The following is a 20378-nucleotide window of genomic DNA, read 5'->3' as shown; positions in this document are numbered from 1 at the left end:
GGCTTCCCTTGCGGAAAGCTTATTCGTCGGCCGCTTCGAAAGCCGCTTCACGGGCCTTGTCAGCCGCGCCCTTCGCCGAAACGTCGCGCTCGACGAATTCGATGAAGGCCATCGGCGCCATGTCGCCATAGCGGAAACCGGCTTTCAGGACGCGGGTGTAGCCGCCCTGACGGTCCTTGTAGCGGGGCCCGAGCACGTCGAAAAGCTTGGCCACGTCCTTGTCCTGCTTCAGCATCGCCGCCGCCTGACGACGGGCATGCAGGTCGCCGCGCTTGGCCAGCGTGATCAGCTTTTCGATGATCGGACGCAGTTCCTTGGCTTTCGGCAGGGTGGTCTTGATCTGTTCGTGTTCGATGAGCGAGCCGCACATGTTGGCGAACAGCGCCTTGCGGTGTTCGTGGGTACGGTTCAGACGGCGGTAGCCGCGGGCGTGACGCATGGGTCTCTCCTAAGGTCGTTTTGCTTTGTGTTGCGCCCCGTGCGTGCGGGGGGCTTCGTTGGGGCATCATGCCCAGGGTTCCCCGGAAGTCCGGGCATTTTCGGGGGGCGGTCACCCACCCCCCGGACGTTTTCAGAACTGGTCTTCGAAGCGCTTGGCCAGATCTTCGATGTTCTCCGGCGGCCAATCCTCGACTTCCATGCCGAGGTGCAGCCCCATCGACGACAGCACTTCCTTGATCTCGTTCAGCGACTTGCGGCCGAAGTTCGGGGTGCGCAGCATCTCGGCTTCGGTTTTCTGGATCAGATCGCCGATATAGACGATGTTGTCGTTCTTCAGGCAGTTCGCCGAACGGACCGACAGTTCCAGCTCGTCCACTTTCTTCAGCAGCAGCGGGTTGAACTCGAGCCCGTCGTCGGCATCGGTCTTCGAGGCCGATTCCGGCTCTTCGAAGTTCACGAAGATCGACAGCTGGTCCTGCAGGATGCGGGCGGCATAGGCCACCGCGTCCTCGGGCGTCAGCGAACCGTCAGTCTCGATCTTCATCGTCAGCTTGTCATAGTCGAGCACCTGGCCCTCGCGGGTCGGTTGCACGTCATAGGCGACCTTCTTCACCGGCGAATAGATCGCATCGATCGGGATCAGCCCGATCGGCGCATCTTCCGGACGGTTCTTGTCGGCGGCCACATAGCCCTTGCCGGTGTTCACGGTCAGCTCCATGAACACGTCGGCGCCATCGTCAAGGTGGCAGATCACGTGATCCTTGTTCAGGACCTCGATGCCCATCGATTCCGAGATGTCGGCGCCGGTCACGACGCGCGGACCCTTGGCCGAGATCGAGAGCCGTTTCGGCCCTTCGACATCCATCTTGAGCGAGATGCCCTTGAGGTTCAGGATGATGTCGGTGACGTCTTCCCGCACGCCCGCGACGCTCGAAAACTCGTGCAGGACGTTGTCGATCTGCACCGAGGTGATCGCCGCGCCTTGCAGCGAGCTCATCAGAACGCGGCGCAGCGCGTTGCCCAGCGTCAGACCGAAGCCGCGTTCCAGCGGTTCCGCGATGACGGTGGCTTGCCGTTGCGGATCGTTGCCCGCCTTGATTTCAAGCTGCGTCGGCTTGATCAGTTCGGCCCAATTCTTGTGGATCATGCGCTCTGCCTCCATTCTTGTTCCGGACCCATGTCCCTTGCCCGGAACGCCCGAGGAAAAAACGAAACTGACCGGGCCGCGCGAGGACACCCCCGCACGGCCCGGCTTACTACAATCAATCAGACGCGGCGGCGTTTGGGCGGACGGCAGCCGTTGTGGGCGATCGGCGTCACATCCCGGATCGAGGTGATGTTGAGGCCAACCGCGGCCAGCGCGCGCAGCGCCGATTCACGGCCCGAACCCGGGCCTTGCACTTCCACGTCCACGGTTTTCAGGCCGTGTTCCTGCGCCTTGCGGGCGGCGTCTTCGGCGGCCATCTGGGCGGCATAGGGGGTCGACTTGCGCGAGCCCTTGAAGCCCATCGTGCCCGAGGACGACCACGAAATGGCGTTGCCCTGCACGTCGGAAATCAGGATCTTGGTGTTGTTGAACGACGAGTTCACATGCACCACACCAGCGGCGATGTTCTTGCGTTCCTTGCGTTTGACGCGAGTCTTGTCACGAGCCATGTGCTACCCCTCCCCTTATTTCTTCTTGCCGGCGATCGGTTTCGCCGGGCCCTTGCGGGTGCGGGCGTTGGTGTGGGTGCGCTGGCCGCGAACCGGCAGGTTCTTGCGGTGACGCAGGCCACGGTAGCAACCAAGGTCCATCAGACGCTTGATGTTCATCGAGACTTCGCGGCGCAGGTCACCTTCGACGGTGAAATGCGCGTCGATGTATTCGCGGATGGCGAGCACTTCGGCGTCGGTCAGTTCGTTCACCCGGCGGGCTTCGGCGATGCCGACGGCTTCGACGATTTGCTTGGCAAACATCGGGCCGATGCCGTGGATGTATTGAAGTGCGATCGGGACGCGTTTCCCGGTCGGAATGTTGACGCCAGCAATACGTGCCAAAGCGTGCTTCCTTTCGTTGCGGTTCCGTGCTTCCAGAACCTTTTTTCACAACTTGTCCGAAAATCGTTCTTCCGGACGGCTTAACGCCCGAACCTCCGGCATCCGGAGATTCGGGCGATTCTCATGCGAGACACCGCGACCTAGTGGGTATTTCCGCGCAGGTCAAGCAATAACCGCCTCAGGCCTGCTGATCGAGGATCGCCGCGACCGAGGCCGCCACCTCGTCGATCTCGGCCAGCCCATCGACGCCGAACAGATCGCCCGCGTGATAGTAATAGCCGATCAGCGGCGAGGTCTTCTTGTAATATTCCATCAGCCGGATGCGCAGGCTGTCGGCATTGTCGTCGGCGCGGCGGCGCAGGTCGGTCGAACCGCAGGCGTCGCAGGTGCCCGCAACCTTCACCGGCTTCGTCGTGTCATGATAGACCTCGCCGCACTTGCCGCAGGTGTAGCGCCCGGAGATCCGGTCCACCAGCGCCTCGTCATCGACGCGCATCTCGATCACCGCATCCAGCTTCTGGCCGATCTTCGCCAGAAGCCGCCCCAGCGCATCCGCCTGCGGCAGCGTGCGGGGGAAGCCGTCGAAGATGAAGCCCGCACCGTGACCGGAGGAGAGCTTCTCCTCGATCAGGCCGATGACGATCTCATCCGTCACCAGCTCGCCGCGGTCCATCACCTCGGCGACTTTCTTGCCCATCTCGGTGCCCGAGGTCTTGGCCTCGCGCAGCATGTCCCCGGCGGACAGCTGCACCATGCCGCGTTCCTCGACCAGCTTGCGGGCCTGGGTGCCCTTGCCTGCGCCGGGCGGTCCCAGCAGGATGATATTGGCCATGCTTTCCTCCCTCAGCGCCGCGTGGGCGCCTTCTTCGTGGCCGATTTGCGTTTGCCGCGCAGCTGAGACCGCTCGATGAGCCCCTCGTATTGATGCGCCAGAAGATGCGATTGAACCTGGTTGATCGTGTCCATCGTCACCGAGACCACGATCAGCACCGAAGTCCCGCCGAAGTAGAACGGAACGCCCAGTTCCGTCTGCAGGATCGTGGGCAGCAGGCAAACCAGCGCCAGATAGGCGGAACCGATCACCAGAATGCGGGCCACGACATAGTCGAGGTAGTCTTCGGTCTTCTTGCCCGGCCGGATGCCCGGAATGAAGCCGCCCTGATTCTTCAGGTTGTCCGCCACTTCGTCGGATTTGAAGGTGACGTTCGCGGTGTAGAAATAGGCGAAGAAGACGATCATCCCGGCATAGAAGGCCAGATAAAGCGGCTGCCCCGGACCGAAATAAGCGAGGATCGTCGACATGATCGGGCCGGTGTTGTCGCCCGAGAAGGTCGAGATCGTGGTCGGCAGAAGCAGCAGCGACGAGGCGAAGATCGCCGGGATCACGCCCGCCGGGTTGACCTTGATCGGCAGATGCGAGGAGCTGCCGTCATAGATCTTCATCCCCACCTGACGGCGCGGATATTGAATGTGGATCTTGCGCAGCGCCCGTTCCATGAAGACGACAAAGGCGATGACCGCGATCATCATCACCAGCACGCCGATGGTGACGGGGATCGAGCTGTTGCCCGCCGCCCGGCCCTGCGCGAAGAACGAGGCCGCCGCCGCCGGGATTTCCGCGACGATGCCGACGAAGATGATCAGCGAGACGCCGTTGCCGATGCCGCGCGCGGTGATCTGCTCGCCCAGCCACATCAGGAACATCGTGCCGCCGACCAGCGTCACCACGACCGAGACGATGAAGAACAGATGCGGCACCGCATCGGTGGCCATGCCGCCGTTGTAAAGGCTGGTGGCCAGACCCCAGGCCTGGAAGGTCGCCAGCCCCACCGTCGAATAACGGGTGATCTGGTTGATCTTCTTGCGGCCCTGCTCGCCTTCCTTCTTCATCTGTTCCAGCGCGGGGACCAGCGCCGTCATCAGCTGCACGATGATCGAGGCCGAGATATAGGGCATGATCCCAAGCGCGAAGACGCCCATCCGCCCCAATGCGCCGCCGGTGAACATCGACAGCATGCCGCCGATCCCCTGCGAGGCCCGTTCCATGAAGTCGCGCAGCGCGTCGGCGTCGATGCCGGGCACCGGAATGTAGGTGCCGAGCCGGTAGATGATCAGCAGCCCGATGGTGAAGAAGATGCGCGCCCTGAGGTCGGTGGCCTTGCCGAAGGCCGACCAGCTCAGGTTCGCCGCCATTTGCTCTGCAGCAGATGCCATGCCCGTCTCTTTCATGCGAGAAGCGCCGCCAGACCGTTCCCCGGTCGGCGGCGCCTGGAAAACTGTTGCCTATGTAAGCGGGCCAAGGCCCGTTCACAACCGATTATTCGGCGGCGGCCGCAGCAACGGTCAGCGTGCCACCGGCTTTCGCGACGGCTTCGACGGCCGCGGCAGAAGCGCCGGTCACGACCAGCGTGACCTTGGTGGTGATTTCGCCCTTGGCGAGAACGCGGATGCCGTCGCGCTTGCGCGAGGTCAGACCGGCGGCCACCAGGATGTCATCGGTGATCGGCGCCGAGGCGTCGAGCTTGCCAAGGCCGATGAATTTCTCGATCAGGCCGAGGTTGACGACGGCGAAGGCCTTGCGGTTCGGCTTGTTGAAGCCACGCTTCGGCAGACGCCGGTAAAGCGGCATCTGACCGCCTTCGTAGCCGCCCAGAGCGACGCCCGAACGCGATTTCTGACCTTTGATCCCGCGGCCGGCGGTTTTGCCCTTGCCCGAACCCGGACCACGCGCAACGCGTTTGGATTTCTTGGCAGCACCCGCGTTGTCGCGGATTTCATGAAGTTTCATGTCGCTTCTCCTTTGCCGGAAGATGCCCCCGGAAGCGAAACCAGGGCACACACGGTGTTTCTTGTTGAGTCTGTGGCTGGGCCACCGGGGGCGTATAGACGCAACCAGCGTGCCGAGCAAGTGCTTAGGTGGCGGCAGGAAGAAGTGCCAACGCCGTCACTTTTTCAGAGAGAAGACCGCCTGAGCCACAGAAACAATCATAGCAATCGACGATCTAGGTCGCGTCAGGAAAACTATCGCGATCATCGTCAGAAGAATCGCGCCAAGGCCCTTCCCGCTGACGAACCAGAAAGACAGGTCCGCCTGCGCAACCGACTCGATTAGCAGTTCCATAAGGCTGGGATTCGCTTCAGAGACCAAAGGACACACTCCTCGTTATAGTGTGTCCCTCCCCCAGAGCCTCAATTCTACAGCGAGTGGCAACCCCAAGGCAACTGGCAGTCCGTGCCATAAGCCACTCGTGTGTGTCGTCAGAGCAAATAACGGGAGCGCAAAGACACAATATAGCGCCAAGACTTGCGCCCGACCACTACATATAGACCTCATCTAAATCTCTTGAGAGCCGCACTTGATAGTCTATTCAGTGCGCCCGACCTGTCGGCACGGTCACTCCTCTTCGAAGAACCCCCAGCCGTCCGCGATAAACCCGTAGATCGCCGCCATCAGGGTCAGCTTTTCTTCCTCGGCCCAGAGGTTTTCAAAGGTCAGCACCACCGGCCCGGTGGTGATTTCAAGGCAATCCTCGTCGTCCTCGTCATCGGCCTCATACCATTCGACCGTGTAGCCCGCGGCTTCGGCGGCTTCGGTAAAGCCGTCCCAGTCGGCCTTCGGCTCGTCGGTGACGAACTGGAAGTTGATGCAGGCCTTCTCAGGCAGCGATTCCATCGACTGGATTTCCCGAAACACCTGTTCGGTCTCGGCCTTCTGCTGCTTCAGGTCCATCATCGCCTCCTTGGTTGCCCCACCGTCCTAAACGAAAAACGCCCCGGGGGATACCCGGGGCGTTCCTCAATTCTTGCGAAGGACGCTCAGCCGCGCTCTTCGATGATCTTCACCAGGTGCGAGATCTTGTTGACCATGCCACGGACGGCCGGAGTGTCTTCCAGCTCACGGGTGCGGCGGATCTTGTTCAGGCCCAGACCCTTGAGGGTCGCGGTCTGGATGGCCGGACGACGGGCGGCCGAGGCCACCTGTTGCACGACGATGGTTTTCTTCGCCATCTTTCACACTCCTCAGGCTTCGACGGCCGCGTCAGCGGCGGTCTTCGGCAGGATGTCGGCCACTTTCTTGCCGCGACGCGCCGCGACGTTGCGGGGCGAGGCTTCCAGTTTCAGACCGTCGATGGTCGCGCGGATCATGTTGTAGGGGTTTTGCGACCCGATCGACTTCGCGACCACGTCCTGTACGCCCAGCATCTCGAAGACAGCGCGCATCGGACCACCGGCGATGATCCCGGTCCCGGCCGGAGCCGTCCGCATCACCACCTTGCCCGCGCCGTGACGGCCTTCGATGTCATGGTGCAGGGTGCGGCCATCGCGCAGCGGCACGCGGATCAGCGAGCGTTTCGCCTGTTCCGTAGCCTTGCGGATCGCTTCCGGCACTTCCTTGGCCTTGCCCTTGCCGAAGCCGACGCGACCGCGCTGGTCACCGACGACGACGAGCGCGGCGAAACCGAAGCGCTTACCACCCTTCACGGTTTTCGACACGCGGTTGATCGCAACCAGACGATCGGCGAATTCCGGGGTCTCTTCGCGCTCAGCGCGACGCTCCCGGCGGTTTTCACGTTCTGCCATCAGGCATTCCTTTCGTGAATGGCGTGGGTCCACGCCGTTATACCAATCCAGGTGGGCAGCCCCAAAGGGACCGCCCCCGGATCATCGGGAGGGCTGCACAGCCCCCCACCAGGCTCAGAACTTCAGACCGCCTTCGCGGGCTGCGTCGGCCAGAGCCTTGATCTTCCCGTGGAACAGGAAGCCGCCACGGTCGAAGTAGCATTCTTCGACACCGGCTTTCTTCGCACGCTCGGCGATCGCGGCACCGATCTTGGTGGCCGCTTCGACGTTGTTCTTGCCGACGAGGCCGAACTCTTTTTCCAGAGTCGACGCCGCAGCAATCGTCACGCCTTTGACGTCGTCGATCAGCTGGACGCTGATGTTCTTCGACGAGCGATGCACCGACAGACGGGCGCGGCCATTGGCCATCGCCTTCAGTTTGTTCCGGACGCGCAGGCGGCGTTTGAGGAACAGCTCTCTCTTCTTGTTCGCCATTGTTCTCGCGCCCCTTACTTCTTCTTGCCTTCCTTGCGGAAGATGAACTCGCCCTTGTAGCGGATCCCTTTGCCCTTGTAGGGCTCGGGACGACGCCATTCGCGGATGTTCGCGGCCACCTGGCCGACCAGCTGCTGGTCGATGCCTTCGATGGTGATTTCGGTCTGCTTCGGGGTGGCGATGGTGACACCGGCCGGGGCCTCGAAGTTGACTTCGTGCGAATAACCGAGCGAGAGCTTCAGAACATTGCCCTGCATCGCGGCGCGGTAACCCACGCCTTGAATTTCAAGCTCTTTCTTGAAGCCGGTGGAGACGCCGATGGCGAGGTTCTCGATCATCGAACGCACCATGCCCCATTGCTGGCGGGCACGTTTGGAAGTGCCGCGCGGGGTCACGGTGACGGTCGAGCCGTCGAGAGCAACCGTCACGTCGTCGGTGGCGGTGAAGCTGCGGGTGCCTTTCGGCCCCTTCACTTCGATGGTCTGACCCGAAAGCGTCGCGCTGACGCCCTTGGGCATTTCGACCGGTTTCTTGCCGATACGAGACATGCTTCCCTCCTTAGAACACGGTGCAGAGCACTTCACCGCCGACATTGGCAGTGCGTGCGGCCGCGTCCGTCATGACGCCTTTCGGCGTGGAGACGATCGAAACACCGAGGCCGTTGCGGACCGACGGGATTTCCTTGACCGAAGCATAGACCCGGCGGCCCGGTTTCGACACGCGATGGATTTCGCGGATCACCGGGGTGCCTTCGAAGTACTTCAGGCTGATCTCGAGCTCCGGATGGCCGTCGGTCGAGGTCGTTTTCTCATAGCCACGGATGTAGCCTTCCGACGCAAGCACATCGAGCACCCAGGCGCGCAGTTTCGACGCCGGGGTTTTCACGGTGGACTTGCCGCGCAGTTGCGCGTTGCGGATGCGGGTCAGCATATCGCCGAGGGGATCGTTCATGGACATTCCCGGTCTCCCTTACCAGCTCGACTTCACCATGCCGGGGATCTGGCCGAACGAGGCCAGGTCACGCAGCATGATCCGCGAGAGTTTGAGCTTACGGTAGTAAGCATGGGGACGGCCGGTCAGTTGGCAACGGTTGTGCAGACGCACGGCCGACGAGTTGCGGGGGAGTTCCGCCAGTTTCAGAGTCGCCTTGAAGCGCTCTTCCATCGGGCGGGACTGATCTTCGATGATCGCCTTGAGCGAGGCGCGCTTGTTGGCGAATTGCTTCACCAGCTTGGCGCGCTTCACTTCGCGTTCAACCATGGATTTCTTGGCCATAAATTCTCTCCGCGATCAGGCGTTGAAAGGCATGTTGAAGGCTTTCAACAGCGCCTTCGCTTCGGCATCGACCTGGGTCGAGGTGCAGATGATGATGTCCATCCCCAGCACTTCGTCGACCTTGTCGAAATCGATCTCCGGGAACACGATATGTTCCTTGAGACCCATCGCAAAGTTGCCGCGGCCGTCGAACGCCGGTTTCACACCGCGGAAGTCGCGCACGCGCGGCAGGGCGATGTTGATCAGACGGTCGAGGAATTCATACATCCGGTCACCGCGCAGGGTCACCTTGCAGCCCAGCGGCATCTCTTCACGGACGCGGAACCCGGCGATCGAGTTCTTGGCCTTGGTGATGACAGCCTTCTGACCGGCGATGAGCGTCAGCTCCTCGGCGGCTTGCTTGACTTTCTTGGTGTCCTTGACGGCTTCGCCGACGCCCATGTTCAGAACGATCTTTTCGATCCGGGGGATCTGCATGTCGTTATTGTAGCCGAACTGCTCTTTCATCGCAGCGCGGATCGAGGCGGCATAAAGCGCCTTCAGACGCGGGGTATAGGTGGCTTGGTCGAGCATCAGATCGCCTCCCCGGTGGTCTTGGCAAAACGGACCTTGGTGCCATCGGCCTCGATGCGGAAGCCGACGCGGGTCGCCTTGCCGTTCGCGTCGATCAGCGAGAGGTTCGACAGGTCGATCGGCATCGCCTTCGGCGTGCGGCCGCCCTGAGCGGTCGCGGTCTGACGCTGATGGCGGATCGCCATGTTCACGCCGTCGACGATCGCCTTGTTGTCCTTGGGCATGACAGCGGTGATTTCACCTTGCTTGCCCTTGTCCTTGCCGGTCAGCACGACGACCTTGTCGCCCTTGCGGAGTTTCGCAGCCATCACAGCACCTCCGGCGCAAGCGAGATGATCTTCATGAAGTTCTTCGCGCGCAGTTCGCGAACGACCGGCCCGAAGATACGGGTGCCGACCGGTTCGCCCTGGTTGTTCAGGATGACGGCGGCGTTGCGGTCGAAGCGGATGGCGGTGCCATCTTCGCGACGGACTTCCTTGGCGGTGCGAACGACGACGGCCTTGCGGACGTCCCCTTTCTTCACGCGGCCTTTCGGAATCGCCTCCTTGACCGACACCACGATGATGTCGCCCACGGATGCGTAGCGGCGGTGCGACCCGCCCAGAACCTTGATGCACTGCACCCGGCGCGCGCCGGAGTTGTCAGCGACATCCAGATTGGTCTGCATCTGGATCATGTTGTTACTCCCGACCTTTGGGAACGTCTATGCAGGTAGCCGTCCCAGGGTTTCGATGAACTGTGCGTTCATCGCCGGGCCCGAGTTTCCTCAGGCCTCGACGACGACCGTCCAGCGTTTCGTCTTCGAGATCGGCGCACATTCCTCGATGCGGACGGTGTCGCCGGTCTTGAACTGGTTCAGCGCGTCATGCGCGCGGTATTTCTTCGATTTCCGCACCGTTTTTTGCAGCAGCGGATGCTTGAAGCGGCGTTCCACGAGGACAGTGATCGTCTGATCGTTCTTGTCCGAGGTCACGACCCCTTGAAGGATACGTTTGGGCATCGGAAGTCTCCTTACTTCGCGGCTTCAGCAGCTTTTTGGTTCAGCACCGTTTTGACACGGGCGACGTCACGACGGACGGCGCGCATGCGGGCGGTGTTTTCCAGCTGGTTGGTGGCGGCCTGGAAGCGGAGGTTGAAGGCTTCCTTCTTGAGCGCGACAAGCGCGTCGCGAAGCTCGTCAGGCGTCTTCGCCTTGAGATCTTGGGCTTTCATCCCATGGTTCCTTGTCTGGCACCGGAAGGCCCCGCTTGGGTGCAGGCTGCACGCTTGGGGTGACCCGTGGTCCGGTGGGTTATGTCAGCCACGGCCGATTCCCGAAGGGACCGGCGCGCGGATGCCGCTGCCTACAGGAAAGCGCCCCGCGGGGCAAGCCCCGAATGCAGGCGGCCTCAGCGCGGATCGGCAAACAGCGTCAGGAGCGGGGCAAGGGCGCGGAAGTCGCGCTTGTGCCGCAGCGGCCGGGTCAGCCACGTCAGCAGCGTCAAAGCCGGGCGCAAGAGCCGCATCCGCCGCACCGCCGCGGGCCAGATCCCCTTGCTGTCCGCCGCGCGGTAAGCGTCGCGGGCGGAAAGCACGGCGGCATCGATCCGGCCGGTCTCGGCGCACAGATCGAAGAAGAAGATCAAAAGATCCCAGACATGGCCGCCGGGCGTGTTGTGGCGCGGACGGTATTTCTCCAGATCGATGAAGGTGATCTGCCCGTCCTTCCAGCAGATGTCGCACAGGTTCGGCCGCCCGTGGCTGTAGCCCGCCTCATGCAGCCGCGCCAGCGCGGTGGCCCCGGCCACCAGCGCGCGGCGCACCTCGGGCGCCTCGGGCCCGGAGGCCCGCAGCAGGCTGCGCAAGGTCGGCCCGGCATCGGCCAGAATGAAATGATCCGGCCCCTCGGCCAGCACTTTCGGAAACGGCAGATGCGCGTCCTGCAAGCTCAGATAGGCCCGCCGCTCGGCCTCGAACAGCCGCCGCGGGTCGCCCTTTTGCAGCCGCAACCGCAGCCCGACCTGTTCGACGCGCTTCACCCATCCGGCTTGACCGGACACGACCGTTCTTTCGATACGCCCCGCGGACATCTTCCCTCCAGGCCAGAGACCCAGCATCCGTCAAGCGCCCCGCTCCCGCAAGACCGCTCTGTCATCCGGCTGTCACATTACGGCGAGCGGCAAAGCAAAACCCCCGCCGTTTCGGGCGGGGGTTTCGATCTCGAACCTTGAAAGACTTACCAGTCTTCGCGGGCCACGATGCGGGTCATCACCGGCAGCTTGTTCGCGCCGAGGCGCAGGGCCTCGCGGGCGATCGCATCCGGCACGCCGTCGATCTCGAACATGATGCGGCCCGGTTTCACCTTGCACGCCCAGAAATCGACCGAGCCCTTGCCTTTACCCATCCGAACCTCGGTGGGTTTGGAGGTCACCGGCACATCCGGGAACACGCGGATCCAGACGCGGCCCTGACGCTTCATGTGGCGGGTGATCGCGCGGCGGGCCGCTTCGATCTGACGCGCCGTCACACGCTCCGGTTCCGTCGCCTTGAGGGCGAAGGAGCCGAAGTTCAGGTTGAAGCCGCCCTTGGCCTCGCCGTGGATGCGGCCCTTGTGCTGTTTGCGGAATTTCGTCCGTTTCGGTTGCAGCATTTCAAGTCACTCCTCAGCGAGCGTCGCGGTCGCGACGCGGACCGCGCGGAGCCGGGCCGTCTTGGGCTTCGGCGGCCTTGCGGTCACGGGCCTGCGGATCATGTTCCATGATCTCGCCTTTGAAGATCCAGACCTTGACGCCGATGATCCCATAGGGGGTCATGGCTTCGTCCAGCGCGTAGTCGATGTCGGCACGCAGGGTATGCAGCGGCACGCGGCCTTCACGGTACCATTCGGTCCGGGCGATCTCGGCGCCACCAAGGCGGCCCGACACGTTGACCCGGATGCCAAGGGCACCCATGCGCATCGCGTTCTGCACGGCGCGTTTCATCGCGCGGCGGAACGAGACCCGACGCTCGAGCTGTTGGCAGATCGACTCGGCCACCAGCTGCGAATCGAGTTCCGGCTTGCGGACTTCGACGATGTTCAGGTGCAGTTCCGAAGCGGTGAAATTCGCCAGCTTCTTGCGCAGGGTCTCGATATCGGCGCCTTTTTTGCCGATGATGACACCCGGACGCGCAGCGTGGATCGTGACGCGGCACTTCTTGTGCGGACGCTCGATGATCACGCGGGCGATGCCGGCTTGCTTCGCCTCTTCATGGATGAACTCGCGCATGCGCAGGTCTTCCAGAAGCAGGTTGCCGTAGTCTTTCGATTCGGCGAACCAGCGGCTGTCCCAGGTACGGTTGACCTGAAGACGCATCCCGATGGGGTTGACCTTCTGACCCATTACGCGCGCTCCTCGACCTGACGCACCTTGATGGTGATTTCCGAAAACGGCTTCATGATCTTGCCGAACCGGCCACGCGCCCGCGGACGGCCACGCTTCATCACGAGGTTCTTGCCGACCCAGGCTTCGGCAACCACCAGGTTGTCGACGTCAAGGCCGTGGTTGTTTTCGGCGTTCGCGATCGCCGATTGCAGGCACTTGCGCACGTCCTCGGCGATCCGTTTCTTCGAGAAAGTCAGATCGGCCAGAGCCTTTTCGACCTTCTTGCCACGGATCAGCGCGGCGACGAGGTTCAGCTTCTGCGGCGAGGTGCGCAGCATCTTCGCTTTCGCGAAGGCTTCGTTGTCCGCCACGCGGCGCGGATTTTGTTCCTTACCCATGGCGATTACTTCCTCTTCGCTTTCTTGTCGGCGGCGTGACCGTAGTAGGTCCGGGTCGGCGAATATTCACCGAACTTCTGGCCGATCATTTCCTCGGTGACGTTCACCGGGATATGTTTCTGGCCGTTGTAGACGCCAAAGGTGAGGCCGACGAACTGCGGCAGGATGGTGGAACGACGCGACCAGATCTTGATGACGTCGCCTTTGCCCGAAGCCCGAGCCTTTTCCGCTTTCTTCAGCAGATAGGCATCGACGAAGGGGCCTTTCCAGAGAGAACGTGCCATGTGTTAGCGACCCTTCTTGGCGTGACGCGAACGGAGAATGTACTTGTCCGTCTTCTTGTTCGAACGGGTCTTCTTGCCCTTGGTGTCCTTGCCCCAGGGCGTCACCGGGGTCCGGCCACCCGAGGTCCGGCCTTCACCACCACCATGCGGGTGATCGATCGGGTTCATGGCCACACCGCGAACGGTCGGGCGGATGCCCATGTGACGACGACGCCCGGCTTTCCCGAGGTTCTGGTTCGAATGGTCGGCGTTCGACACGGCACCGATGGTCGCCATGCATTCCTGACGCACGAGACGCAGCTCGCCCGACGAAAGGCGGATCTGCGCATAGCCGCCGTCACGGCCGACGAATTGCGCGTAGGTCCCGGCAGCGCGGGCCAGCTGGCCGCCCTTGCCCGGTTTCAGCTCGACGTTGTGCACGATCGTGCCGATCGGCATGCCCGAGAAGGGCATCGCGTTGCCCGGCTTGATGTCCTGCTTCAGGCCGGCGATGACGGTGTCACCCACGGCAAGGCGCTGCGGCGCGAGGATATAGGCCAGTTCGCCGTCGCTGTATTTGATCAGCGCGATGAAGGCGGTGCGGTTCGGGTCATATTCGATCCGTTCGACCGTGGCGGCGACGTCGAATTTGCGACGTTTGAAGTCGACGATCCGGTAGAGACGCTTCGCGCCACCACCCTTGTGCCACATCGTGACGCGTCCGGTGTTGTTCCGGCCGCCCGTCTTGGTCAGACCCTCGGTGAGGGCTTTGACGGGACGACCTTTCCAAAGCTCCGAACGGTCGATCAGAACCAGCCCGCGCTGGCCAGGCGTCGTCGGCTTATACGACTTGAGTGCCATGCTCTCTGTCTTCCGTTGCTTTGGACCTATCAGGTCCGTTTCGTATGGGGCGCCGTAGCTCCCCGCTCACGTTTTCAGTCGCCTGAAAAGCAAAACTCTGCGGGCCGGGAAGTCCCCGGCCCGAGAGATTCGTGCGGCTTCTATCAGAGGCCGGTCGAGACGTCGATGGTGTTTCCGGCCTCGAGCGTCACATAGGCTTTCTTCACGTCCGAGCGCACGCCGGGGCGGCCCTTGAAACGCTTGGTCTTGCCTTTGGTGATGGTGGTGTTGACCGCCTTCACCTTGACGCCGAAGAGGGCTTCCACGGCTTCCTTGATGGCGGGTTTGGTCGCCGTCTTGGTCACCTGGAAGACCACCGCACCAGCCTCGGAAGCCATGGTGGCTTTCTCGGTGATGACGGGCTTCACGATCACGTCGTAATGTTCGGGTTTCGCGCTCATTTCAGGCGAGCCTCCAGAGCTTCGACACCCGCTTTCGTGATCACCAGCGTGTCACGCTTCAGGATGTCATAGACGTTGGCGCCCATGGTCGGCAGCACGTCGATGCCGTCGAGGTTGCGCGCCGCCAGAGCGAAGTTCTCGTTGACCGAGGCGCCGTCGATGACCAGGACCTTTTTCCAGCCCAGTTCCTTCGCGGCTTTCGCCAGAAGGGCGGTTTTCGCTTCGGCCATGTCAGCCGCTTCGATCACCACGAGGCTGCCCGATTTCGCCTTGGCCGAGAGCGCATGGCGCAGGCCGAGGGCACGGAACTTCTTGGTCAGGTCATGGGCGTGCGACCGCGGGGTCGGGCCCTTGTAGACGCCACCGTGACGGAAGATCGGCGCCTTCTTGGACCCGTGACGCGCGCCACCGGTGCCTTTTTGGCGGTAGATCTTCTTGGTCGAGTAGCTGACGTCCGACTTGCCGAGAACCGAGTGGGTGCCGGCCTGGGCCTTCGCCCGCTGCCAGCGCACGACGCGGTGCAGGATGTCGGCGCGCGGCTCGAGGCCGAACAGCGCTTCGTCGAGCTCGATCGAACCGGCGGTGCCGCCGTCAAGCTTGATCACATCGAGTTTCATGCTTCACCCCCTTCGACCGAGACTTCTTCGGCCGGAGCAGCGGTTTTCAGCGCGGCCGGCAGCGGCAGACCGGCCGGAGCGGCTTTCTTCACCGCGTCCTTGATCGTGACCCAGCCGCCCTTGGCGCCCGGAACCGACCCTTTGACCATGATCAGGCCACGGGCGGCGTCGGTGCGGACGACTTGCAGGTTCTGCGTGGTGACGCGGGCAGCACCCAGATGGCCAGCCATCTTCTTGCCCTTGAACACCTTGCCCGGATCCTGGCACTGGCCGGTCGAGCCGTGCGAGCGGTGCGAGACCGACACGCCGTGCGAGGCCCGAAGACCACCGAAGTTGTGACGCTTCATCGCACCGGCAAAGCCTTTACCGATCGAGGTCCCGGCGATGTCGACATGCTGACCGGCAAGGTAATGCTCGGCCGAGATCTCGGCGCCGACGTCGATCAGGTTTTCGGGCGACACGCGGAATTCGCACAGCTTGCGCTTCGGCGCCACATTCGCTTTCGCGAAATGGCCGCGCATCGCGGCGGTGGTGCGCTTGGCTTTCGCCTCGCCCGCACCCAGTTGCACCGCGGTATAGCCGTCGGTTTCCACGGTGCGCTGCGCGACGACCTGAAGGTTGTCGAGCAGCAGCACGGTCACCGGAACCTGCTTGCCGTCTTCGAGGAACAGCCGGGTCATGCCCAGCTTCTTGGCGATAACACCAGAACGCATGTGCCCGCTCCTCAGACTTTGATCTCGACGTCCACGCCAGCCGCGAGATCGAGCTTCATCAGCGCGTCCACGGTTTGCGGGGTCGGATCGACGATGTCGAGAAGACGCTTGTGCGTGCGGATTTCCCACTGGTCGCGCGACTTCTTGTCGATGTGCGGACCACGGAGAACCGTGAATTTCTCGATTTTGTTGGGCAGCGGGATCGGCCCGCGGACCTGTGCACCCGTGCGCTTCGCGGTGTTCACGATTTCCTGGGTGCTGGCATCCAGCACGCGGTAATCGAACGCCTTGAGCCGGATGCGAATGTTTTGACCAGACATGCAGTCTTCCCTTTTCGCAGGGCTTTCAAGTTGAGAGGCAGACCCCGCCGCATGCGACGCCTGCATCGAACCGTAATCTTGGCAGATCAGGCCGTGGCCCTACGGGACCCCCCCGAGTCTGTCAAGTGCAAAAGGAGCGCCTTTCGGCGCTCCTTCGGTTTTCGTGCAAAAAGACCGGCAGGTCTTACTTGATGATCTTCGACACGACGCCGGCGCCGACGGTGCGGCCGCCTTCGCGGATCGCGAAGCGCAGTTTCTCTTCCATCGCGATCGGTGCGATCAGTTCGACTTCGAACTTCAGGTTGTCGCCCGGCATCACCATTTCCGTGCCTTCCGGCAGCTTCACCGTGCCCGTCACGTCCGTCGTGCGGAAGTAGAATTGCGGACGGTAGTTCGCAAAGAACGGCGTGTGGCGGCCGCCTTCTTCCTTCGTCAGGATGTAGGCCTCGGCTTCGAAGTTCGTGTGCGGCTTCACCGAACCCGGCTTGCACAGGACCTGACCACGCTCGACGCCGTCACGGTCGATGCCGCGCAGCAGCGCGCCGATGTTGTCGCCCGCCTCGCCGCGGTCGAGCAGCTTGCGGAACATCTCGACGCCGGTGCAGACCGACTTCTTGGTGTCGCGGATGCCGACGATTTCAAGTTCGTCGCCCACGTTGATCACACCGCGTTCCACACGGCCGGTCACCACGGTGCCGCGGCCCGAGATCGAGAACACGTCTTCGATCGGCATCAGGAACGGCTGGTCAACCGCGCGCGCCGGGGTCGGGATGTATTCGTCGACGGCCTTCATCAGCGCGTGGATCGAATCTTCGCCGATTTCCTTCGACTCGCCGATCATCGCCTGGTGGGCCGAGCCCTTGATGATCGGAATGTCGTCGCCGGGGTATTCGTAGGACGACAGCAGTTCGCGGACTTCCATTTCCACGAGCTCGAGCAACTCTTCGTCGTCCACAAGGTCAACCTTGTTCATGTAGACGACCATGTAGGGGATGCCCACCTGACGGCCGAGCAGGATGTGCTCGCGCGTTTGCGGCATCGGGCCGTCCGAGGCCGCCACAACCAGAATCGCGCCGTCCATCTGCGCCGCGCCGGTGATCATGTTCTTCACATAGTCGGCGTGGCCGGGGCAGTCCACGTGCGCATAGTGACGGTTCGGCGTCTCGTATTCCACGTGCGCCGTCGAGATCGTGATCCCGCGCGCGCGCTCTTCCGGCGCACCGTCGATCTGGTCATAGGCGCGGAATTCGCCGTAGTACTTCGTGATCGCCGCCGTCAGCGTCGTCTTGCCGTGGTCCACGTGGCCGATCGTGCCGATGTTCACGTGCGGCTTGTTCCGTTCAAACTTTGCCTTTGCCATAATGGCCTCCTGGTTCGTTGATCCTGTGCGGGAAGGGGCCCGGTCAGGCCGGGCCCGGTCGCATCAGGCGTGTTTCTTCTGGATCTCGGCCGAGATGTTGTCCGGCACGGTGTCGTAATGGTCGAACTCCATCGAGAACACGGCGCGGCCCGAGGACATCGAGCGCAGCGTGTTGATGTAGCCGAACATGTTCGCCAGCGGGACCATCGCGTTGATCACGTTCGCGTTGCCGCGGCTGTCCTGGCCGTTGATCATGCCCCGACGCGAGGTCAGGTCGCCGATGACGCCGCCGGTATATTCCTCCGGGGTCACCACTTCGACTTTCATGATCGGCTCGAGCAGCTTCGCGCCGGCCTTTTTCAGGCCTTCGCGCATGGCGGCACGCGAGGCGATTTCGAAGGCCAGCACCGAGGAGTCGACGTCGTGGAAGGCACCGTCGATCAGCGCCACCTTGAAGTCGATCACCGGGAAGCCCGCGAGCGGACCGGAGTCCATCACCGACTTGATGCCTTTTTCGACGCCGGGGATGTATTCCTTCGGCACCGCACCACCGACGATCTTCGATTCGAACGAATAGCCTTCGCCCGGTTCGGTCGGCGAGATGACGAGCTTGACGCGCGCGAACTGGCCGGTGCCCCCGGTCTGTTTCTTGTGCGTGTAGTCGATTTCATGCTCGCGCGAGATCGTTTCGCGGTAAGCCACCTGCGGCGCACCGATGTTCGCCTCGACCTTGAACTCGCGACGCATGCGGTCGACGAGGATGTCGAGGTGAAGTTCGCCCATGCCCTTCATGATCGTCTGCCCCGATTCGACATCGGTTTCGACGCGGAAGGACGGGTCCTCGGCCGCCAGACGGGCCAGCGCGATGCCCATCTTTTCCTGGTCGGCCTTGGTCTTCGGTTCCACCGCGATCTCGATCACCGGGACCGGGAAGGTCATGGTTTCCAGAACGACCGGCGCCGAGGGATCGCAGAGCGTGTCCCCGGTGGTGGTCTCTTTCAGACCGCCAAGCGCGATGATGTCGCCCGCGAACGCTTCGGTGATTTCCTCGCGTTCGATGGCATGCATCATCATCATGCGGCCAACGCGCTCGCGGCGCTGCTTGGTCGCGTTCATCATCGCATCGCCCTTGGCCAGCTTGCCCGAATAGATCCGGGTGAAGGTCAGCGAGCCCACGAAGGGGTCGTTCATGATCTTGAACGCCAGACCCGAGAAGGGCTGCTCGTCATCGGCCGAACGGGCGATGTTGCGCGTCTCGGTCTCGTCGCCCGGCGCGAAGCCCATGTAGGGCGGCACGTCGAGGGGCGAGGGCAGATAGTCGACCACGGCGTTCAGAAGCGGCTGCACGCCCTTGTTCTTGAACGACGACCCGGCCAGAACCGGGATGAAGTCGATGGCCAGCGTGCCCTTGCGGATCAGCTTGCGCAGCGTTTCCTCGTCGGGCTCGTTGCCCTCGAGATAGGCTTCCATCGCGTCATCGTCCTGACCGACGGCGGTTTCCAGAAGGTTCAGACGCCATTCTTCGGCTTCGTCCTTCAGTTCCGCACGGATCGGCTGGCGTTTCCACGAGGCGCCAAGGTCTTCGCCCTCGTAGACCCATTCTTCCATGGTCACGAGATCGATGATGCCTTCAAGCTTGTCTTCCGACCCGATCGGCAGGACGATCGGCATGGCATTGGCGCCAGTCCGGTCCTTGATCATGCGGACGCAGTTGAAGAAATCGGCGCCGGTCTTGTCCATCTTGTTGACGAACACGATCCGTGGAACCTTGTAGCGGTCAGCCTGACGCCACACGGTTTCGGTCTGCGGTTCCACGCCGGCGTTGCCGTCGAGCAGAACCACCGCGCCGTCAAGCACCGCGAGCGAACGTTCGACTTCGATGGTGAAGTCGACGTGGCCGGGGGTGTCGATGATGTTGAAGCGGAACTTCGTCGACTTGTCGCCCACGCCGGCCGAGGGATCGATCTGGCGGTTCCAGAACGTGGTGGTCGCCGCCGAGGTGATGGTGATCCCGCGTTCCTGTTCCTGTTCCATCCAGTCCATCGTCGCGGCCCCGTCATGGACCTCGCCGATCTTGTGCGACTTGCCGGTGTAGTAAAGGATGCGTTCCGACGTCGTGGTCTTGCCCGCGTCGATGTGGGCAATGATCCCGAAGTTGCGGTACCGCTCAAGCGGATATTCGCGTGCCATGATGACCCCTTACCAGCGGTAATGGCTGAACGCTTTGTTCGCGTCGGCCATCTTGTGGGTGTCTTCGCGTTTCTTCACCGCCGAACCGCGCGAGTTCATGGCGTCGAGCAGCTCGCCCGCGAGGCGCTCTTCCATGGTGTTCTCGTTGCGGTTCTTGGCGGCGTTGATCAGCCAGCGGATCGCCAGCGCCTCGCGGCGCGACGGACGCACTTCGACCGGGACCTGGTAGGTGGCACCGCCGACGCGACGCGACCGGACCTCGACCGAGGGCTTCACGTTGTCGAGCGCCTCGTGGAACACTTCCACGGGGGCGCGCTTGACGCGGCCTTCGACGCGCTCGAGCGCCGAATAGACGATCCGTTCCGCGACCGACTTCTTGCCGTCGATCATCAGGTTGTTCATGAATTTGGTCAGCACGCGATCGCCATATTTGGCGTCGGGCAGCACTTCGCGCTTTTCAGCTGCGTGACGACGAGACATCTGGTGATCTC

At 62.6% G+C, this 20378-nt stretch carries 32 protein-coding genes; all 32 read right to left on the bottom strand.

What is annotated here, in order from left to right:
- Window positions 1-19 precede the first annotated feature (19 nt).
- Window positions 20-439, bottom strand: a complete 420-nt coding sequence (rplQ, locus tag RCAP_RS01675; RefSeq protein ID WP_013066072.1) for a 50S ribosomal protein L17 — start codon at window positions 437-439, stop codon at window positions 20-22.
- Between the two features lie 132 nt (window positions 440-571).
- The gene (locus RCAP_RS01670) at window positions 572-1588 is read right to left on the bottom strand and encodes a DNA-directed RNA polymerase subunit alpha (RefSeq protein ID WP_013066071.1); all 1017 of its coding nucleotides are present in this window, start codon (window positions 1586-1588) and stop codon (window positions 572-574) included.
- Window positions 1589-1707: 119 nt separating this feature from the next.
- Entirely contained in the window at window positions 1708-2097 is a 390-nt protein-coding gene (rpsK, locus tag RCAP_RS01665; protein WP_013066070.1) for a 30S ribosomal protein S11, read from the bottom strand.
- A 15-nt stretch (window positions 2098-2112) separates the two neighbouring features.
- Window positions 2113-2481 carry a 30S ribosomal protein S13 gene (gene rpsM / locus RCAP_RS01660; protein WP_013066069.1) on the bottom strand — a complete coding sequence of 123 codons (369 nt, stop codon included), beginning with the start codon at window positions 2479-2481 and terminating at the stop codon, window positions 2113-2115.
- A 178-nt stretch (window positions 2482-2659) separates the two neighbouring features.
- Window positions 2660-3313, bottom strand: a complete 654-nt coding sequence (locus RCAP_RS01655) for an adenylate kinase (RefSeq protein ID WP_013066068.1) — start codon at window positions 3311-3313, stop codon at window positions 2660-2662.
- Window positions 3314-3324: 11 nt separating this feature from the next.
- Window positions 3325-4695 carry a preprotein translocase subunit SecY gene (gene secY, locus RCAP_RS01650; protein ID WP_013066067.1) on the bottom strand — a complete coding sequence of 457 codons (1371 nt, stop codon included), beginning with the start codon at window positions 4693-4695 and terminating at the stop codon, window positions 3325-3327.
- Window positions 4696-4798: 103 nt separating this feature from the next.
- Complete coding sequence (gene rplO, locus RCAP_RS01645; protein WP_013066066.1) at window positions 4799-5269, bottom strand: 50S ribosomal protein L15; 471 nt, start codon at window positions 5267-5269, stop codon at window positions 4799-4801.
- Between the two features lie 606 nt (window positions 5270-5875).
- The gene (locus tag RCAP_RS01640; protein ID WP_023910842.1) at window positions 5876-6214 is read right to left on the bottom strand and encodes a ribonuclease E inhibitor RraB; all 339 of its coding nucleotides are present in this window, start codon (window positions 6212-6214) and stop codon (window positions 5876-5878) included.
- Window positions 6215-6297: 83 nt separating this feature from the next.
- A complete protein-coding gene (rpmD, locus tag RCAP_RS01635) occupies window positions 6298-6489 on the bottom strand; it encodes a 50S ribosomal protein L30 (RefSeq protein WP_013066063.1) in 192 nt (63 codons plus the stop codon).
- A gap of 12 nt (window positions 6490-6501) precedes the next feature.
- Window positions 6502-7062: a 30S ribosomal protein S5 gene (rpsE, locus tag RCAP_RS01630; protein WP_013066062.1), complete on the bottom strand. Its 561-nt coding sequence runs from the start codon at window positions 7060-7062 to the stop codon at window positions 6502-6504.
- Between the two features lie 114 nt (window positions 7063-7176).
- A complete protein-coding gene (gene rplR, locus RCAP_RS01625; protein ID WP_013066061.1) occupies window positions 7177-7536 on the bottom strand; it encodes a 50S ribosomal protein L18 in 360 nt (119 codons plus the stop codon).
- 14 nt (window positions 7537-7550) lie between these two features.
- Window positions 7551-8084, bottom strand: a complete 534-nt coding sequence (rplF, locus tag RCAP_RS01620) for a 50S ribosomal protein L6 (protein ID WP_013066060.1) — start codon at window positions 8082-8084, stop codon at window positions 7551-7553.
- 10 nt (window positions 8085-8094) lie between these two features.
- Complete coding sequence (gene rpsH, locus RCAP_RS01615; RefSeq protein WP_013066059.1) at window positions 8095-8493, bottom strand: 30S ribosomal protein S8; 399 nt, start codon at window positions 8491-8493, stop codon at window positions 8095-8097.
- 12 nt (window positions 8494-8505) lie between these two features.
- Window positions 8506-8811 (bottom strand): 30S ribosomal protein S14, encoded by a 306-nt coding sequence (gene rpsN, locus RCAP_RS01610; RefSeq protein WP_013066058.1) that lies wholly within the window; start codon window positions 8809-8811, stop codon window positions 8506-8508.
- A gap of 15 nt (window positions 8812-8826) precedes the next feature.
- Window positions 8827-9384 (bottom strand): 50S ribosomal protein L5, encoded by a 558-nt coding sequence (gene rplE / locus RCAP_RS01605; RefSeq protein WP_013066057.1) that lies wholly within the window; start codon window positions 9382-9384, stop codon window positions 8827-8829.
- A complete protein-coding gene (gene rplX, locus RCAP_RS01600) occupies window positions 9384-9692 on the bottom strand; it encodes a 50S ribosomal protein L24 (RefSeq protein ID WP_013066056.1) in 309 nt (102 codons plus the stop codon). The genes rplE and rplX overlap by 1 nt, the downstream gene beginning before the upstream one ends.
- A complete protein-coding gene (rplN, locus tag RCAP_RS01595) occupies window positions 9692-10060 on the bottom strand; it encodes a 50S ribosomal protein L14 (RefSeq protein ID WP_013066055.1) in 369 nt (122 codons plus the stop codon). The genes rplX and rplN overlap by 1 nt, the downstream gene beginning before the upstream one ends.
- Window positions 10061-10150: 90 nt before the next feature.
- Window positions 10151-10384: a 30S ribosomal protein S17 gene (rpsQ, locus tag RCAP_RS01590; protein ID WP_013066054.1), complete on the bottom strand. Its 234-nt coding sequence runs from the start codon at window positions 10382-10384 to the stop codon at window positions 10151-10153.
- 11 nt (window positions 10385-10395) lie between these two features.
- Window positions 10396-10596 carry a 50S ribosomal protein L29 gene (gene rpmC, locus RCAP_RS01585; RefSeq protein WP_013066053.1) on the bottom strand — a complete coding sequence of 67 codons (201 nt, stop codon included), beginning with the start codon at window positions 10594-10596 and terminating at the stop codon, window positions 10396-10398.
- Between the two features lie 176 nt (window positions 10597-10772).
- Window positions 10773-11423 carry a BUD32 family EKC/KEOPS complex subunit gene (locus tag RCAP_RS01580; protein ID WP_131725988.1) on the bottom strand — a complete coding sequence of 217 codons (651 nt, stop codon included), beginning with the start codon at window positions 11421-11423 and terminating at the stop codon, window positions 10773-10775.
- A 176-nt stretch (window positions 11424-11599) separates the two neighbouring features.
- Window positions 11600-12013, bottom strand: a complete 414-nt coding sequence (rplP, locus tag RCAP_RS01575; RefSeq protein WP_013066051.1) for a 50S ribosomal protein L16 — start codon at window positions 12011-12013, stop codon at window positions 11600-11602.
- A 13-nt stretch (window positions 12014-12026) separates the two neighbouring features.
- Window positions 12027-12743: a 30S ribosomal protein S3 gene (gene rpsC, locus RCAP_RS01570; RefSeq protein ID WP_013066050.1), complete on the bottom strand. Its 717-nt coding sequence runs from the start codon at window positions 12741-12743 to the stop codon at window positions 12027-12029.
- A complete protein-coding gene (gene rplV / locus RCAP_RS01565) occupies window positions 12743-13123 on the bottom strand; it encodes a 50S ribosomal protein L22 (protein WP_013066049.1) in 381 nt (126 codons plus the stop codon). Before rplV ends, rpsC begins: the two co-directional genes overlap by 1 nt.
- Window positions 13124-13128: 5 nt before the next feature.
- The gene (gene rpsS / locus RCAP_RS01560) at window positions 13129-13407 is read right to left on the bottom strand and encodes a 30S ribosomal protein S19 (protein ID WP_013066048.1); all 279 of its coding nucleotides are present in this window, start codon (window positions 13405-13407) and stop codon (window positions 13129-13131) included.
- 3 nt (window positions 13408-13410) lie between these two features.
- Window positions 13411-14247, bottom strand: a complete 837-nt coding sequence (gene rplB, locus RCAP_RS01555; RefSeq protein ID WP_013066047.1) for a 50S ribosomal protein L2 — start codon at window positions 14245-14247, stop codon at window positions 13411-13413.
- A 143-nt stretch (window positions 14248-14390) separates the two neighbouring features.
- Window positions 14391-14687, bottom strand: a complete 297-nt coding sequence (locus RCAP_RS01550; RefSeq protein ID WP_013066046.1) for a 50S ribosomal protein L23 — start codon at window positions 14685-14687, stop codon at window positions 14391-14393.
- Entirely contained in the window at window positions 14684-15304 is a 621-nt protein-coding gene (gene rplD, locus RCAP_RS01545) for a 50S ribosomal protein L4 (RefSeq protein WP_013066045.1), read from the bottom strand. The genes RCAP_RS01550 and rplD overlap by 4 nt, the downstream gene beginning before the upstream one ends.
- Window positions 15301-16017, bottom strand: a complete 717-nt coding sequence (gene rplC, locus RCAP_RS01540; protein WP_013066044.1) for a 50S ribosomal protein L3 — start codon at window positions 16015-16017, stop codon at window positions 15301-15303. The genes rplD and rplC overlap by 4 nt, the downstream gene beginning before the upstream one ends.
- Window positions 16018-16028: 11 nt before the next feature.
- Window positions 16029-16337, bottom strand: coding sequence for a 30S ribosomal protein S10 (gene rpsJ / locus RCAP_RS01535; protein WP_013066043.1), 309 nt, complete (start codon window positions 16335-16337; stop codon window positions 16029-16031).
- Window positions 16338-16521: 184 nt separating this feature from the next.
- A complete protein-coding gene (tuf, locus tag RCAP_RS01530) occupies window positions 16522-17697 on the bottom strand; it encodes an elongation factor Tu (protein ID WP_013065894.1) in 1176 nt (391 codons plus the stop codon).
- 63 nt (window positions 17698-17760) lie between these two features.
- Window positions 17761-19887, bottom strand: coding sequence for an elongation factor G (gene fusA, locus RCAP_RS01525; protein WP_013066042.1), 2127 nt, complete (start codon window positions 19885-19887; stop codon window positions 17761-17763).
- 9 nt (window positions 19888-19896) lie between these two features.
- Window positions 19897-20367, bottom strand: a complete 471-nt coding sequence (rpsG, locus tag RCAP_RS01520) for a 30S ribosomal protein S7 (protein WP_013066041.1) — start codon at window positions 20365-20367, stop codon at window positions 19897-19899.
- Window positions 20368-20378 lie beyond the last annotated feature (11 nt).

Source organism: Rhodobacter capsulatus SB 1003 (assembly GCF_000021865.1).
Lineage (GTDB): Bacteria > Pseudomonadota > Alphaproteobacteria > Rhodobacterales > Rhodobacteraceae > Rhodobacter > Rhodobacter capsulatus_B.
Note: the sequence above shows the minus strand (reverse complement) of the source record. Positions and strands in the feature narration are given on the sequence as shown.

Bases quoted from the DNA above. Each gene is read 5' to 3' on its own strand.
- rplQ (WP_013066072.1), bottom strand. From the start codon at position 439: ATGCGTCACGCCCGCGGCTACCGCCGTCTGAACCGTACCCACGAACAC.
- RCAP_RS01670 (WP_013066071.1), bottom strand. From the start codon at position 1,588: ATGATCCACAAGAATTGGGCCGAACTGATCAAGCCGACGCAGCTTGAA.
- rpsK (WP_013066070.1), bottom strand. From the start codon at position 2,097: ATGGCTCGTGACAAGACTCGCGTCAAACGCAAGGAACGCAAGAACATC.
- RCAP_RS01655 (WP_013066068.1), bottom strand. From the start codon at position 3,313: ATGGCCAATATCATCCTGCTGGGACCGCCCGGCGCAGGCAAGGGCACC.
- secY (WP_013066067.1), bottom strand. From the start codon at position 4,695: ATGGCATCTGCTGCAGAGCAAATGGCGGCGAACCTGAGCTGGTCGGCC.
- rplO (WP_013066066.1), bottom strand. From the start codon at position 5,269: ATGAAACTTCATGAAATCCGCGACAACGCGGGTGCTGCCAAGAAATCC.
- RCAP_RS01640 (WP_023910842.1), bottom strand. From the start codon at position 6,214: ATGATGGACCTGAAGCAGCAGAAGGCCGAGACCGAACAGGTGTTTCGG.
- rpmD (WP_013066063.1), bottom strand. From the start codon at position 6,489: ATGGCGAAGAAAACCATCGTCGTGCAACAGGTGGCCTCGGCCGCCCGT.
- rpsE (WP_013066062.1), bottom strand. From the start codon at position 7,062: ATGGCAGAACGTGAAAACCGCCGGGAGCGTCGCGCTGAGCGCGAAGAG.
- rplR (WP_013066061.1), bottom strand. From the start codon at position 7,536: ATGGCGAACAAGAAGAGAGAGCTGTTCCTCAAACGCCGCCTGCGCGTC.
- rplF (WP_013066060.1), bottom strand. From the start codon at position 8,084: ATGTCTCGTATCGGCAAGAAACCGGTCGAAATGCCCAAGGGCGTCAGC.
- rpsH (WP_013066059.1), bottom strand. From the start codon at position 8,493: ATGTCCATGAACGATCCCCTCGGCGATATGCTGACCCGCATCCGCAAC.
- rpsN (WP_013066058.1), bottom strand. From the start codon at position 8,811: ATGGCCAAGAAATCCATGGTTGAACGCGAAGTGAAGCGCGCCAAGCTG.
- rplE (WP_013066057.1), bottom strand. From the start codon at position 9,384: ATGCTCGACCAAGCCACCTATACCCCGCGTCTGAAGGCGCTTTATGCC.
- rplX (WP_013066056.1), bottom strand. From the start codon at position 9,692: ATGGCTGCGAAACTCCGCAAGGGCGACAAGGTCGTCGTGCTGACCGGC.
- rplN (WP_013066055.1), bottom strand. From the start codon at position 10,060: ATGATCCAGATGCAGACCAATCTGGATGTCGCTGACAACTCCGGCGCG.
- rpsQ (WP_013066054.1), bottom strand. From the start codon at position 10,384: ATGCCCAAACGTATCCTTCAAGGGGTCGTGACCTCGGACAAGAACGAT.
- rpmC (WP_013066053.1), bottom strand. From the start codon at position 10,596: ATGAAAGCCCAAGATCTCAAGGCGAAGACGCCTGACGAGCTTCGCGAC.
- rplP (WP_013066051.1), bottom strand. From the start codon at position 12,013: ATGCTGCAACCGAAACGGACGAAATTCCGCAAACAGCACAAGGGCCGC.
- rpsC (WP_013066050.1), bottom strand. From the start codon at position 12,743: ATGGGTCAGAAGGTCAACCCCATCGGGATGCGTCTTCAGGTCAACCGT.
- rplV (WP_013066049.1), bottom strand. From the start codon at position 13,123: ATGGGTAAGGAACAAAATCCGCGCCGCGTGGCGGACAACGAAGCCTTC.
- rpsS (WP_013066048.1), bottom strand. From the start codon at position 13,407: ATGGCACGTTCTCTCTGGAAAGGCCCCTTCGTCGATGCCTATCTGCTG.
- rplB (WP_013066047.1), bottom strand. From the start codon at position 14,247: ATGGCACTCAAGTCGTATAAGCCGACGACGCCTGGCCAGCGCGGGCTG.
- RCAP_RS01550 (WP_013066046.1), bottom strand. From the start codon at position 14,687: ATGAGCGCGAAACCCGAACATTACGACGTGATCGTGAAGCCCGTCATC.
- rplD (WP_013066045.1), bottom strand. From the start codon at position 15,304: ATGAAACTCGATGTGATCAAGCTTGACGGCGGCACCGCCGGTTCGATC.
- rplC (WP_013066044.1), bottom strand. From the start codon at position 16,017: ATGCGTTCTGGTGTTATCGCCAAGAAGCTGGGCATGACCCGGCTGTTC.
- rpsJ (WP_013066043.1), bottom strand. From the start codon at position 16,337: ATGTCTGGTCAAAACATTCGCATCCGGCTCAAGGCGTTCGATTACCGC.
- tuf (WP_013065894.1), bottom strand. From the start codon at position 17,697: ATGGCAAAGGCAAAGTTTGAACGGAACAAGCCGCACGTGAACATCGGC.
- fusA (WP_013066042.1), bottom strand. From the start codon at position 19,887: ATGGCACGCGAATATCCGCTTGAGCGGTACCGCAACTTCGGGATCATT.
- rpsG (WP_013066041.1), bottom strand. From the start codon at position 20,367: ATGTCTCGTCGTCACGCAGCTGAAAAGCGCGAAGTGCTGCCCGACGCC.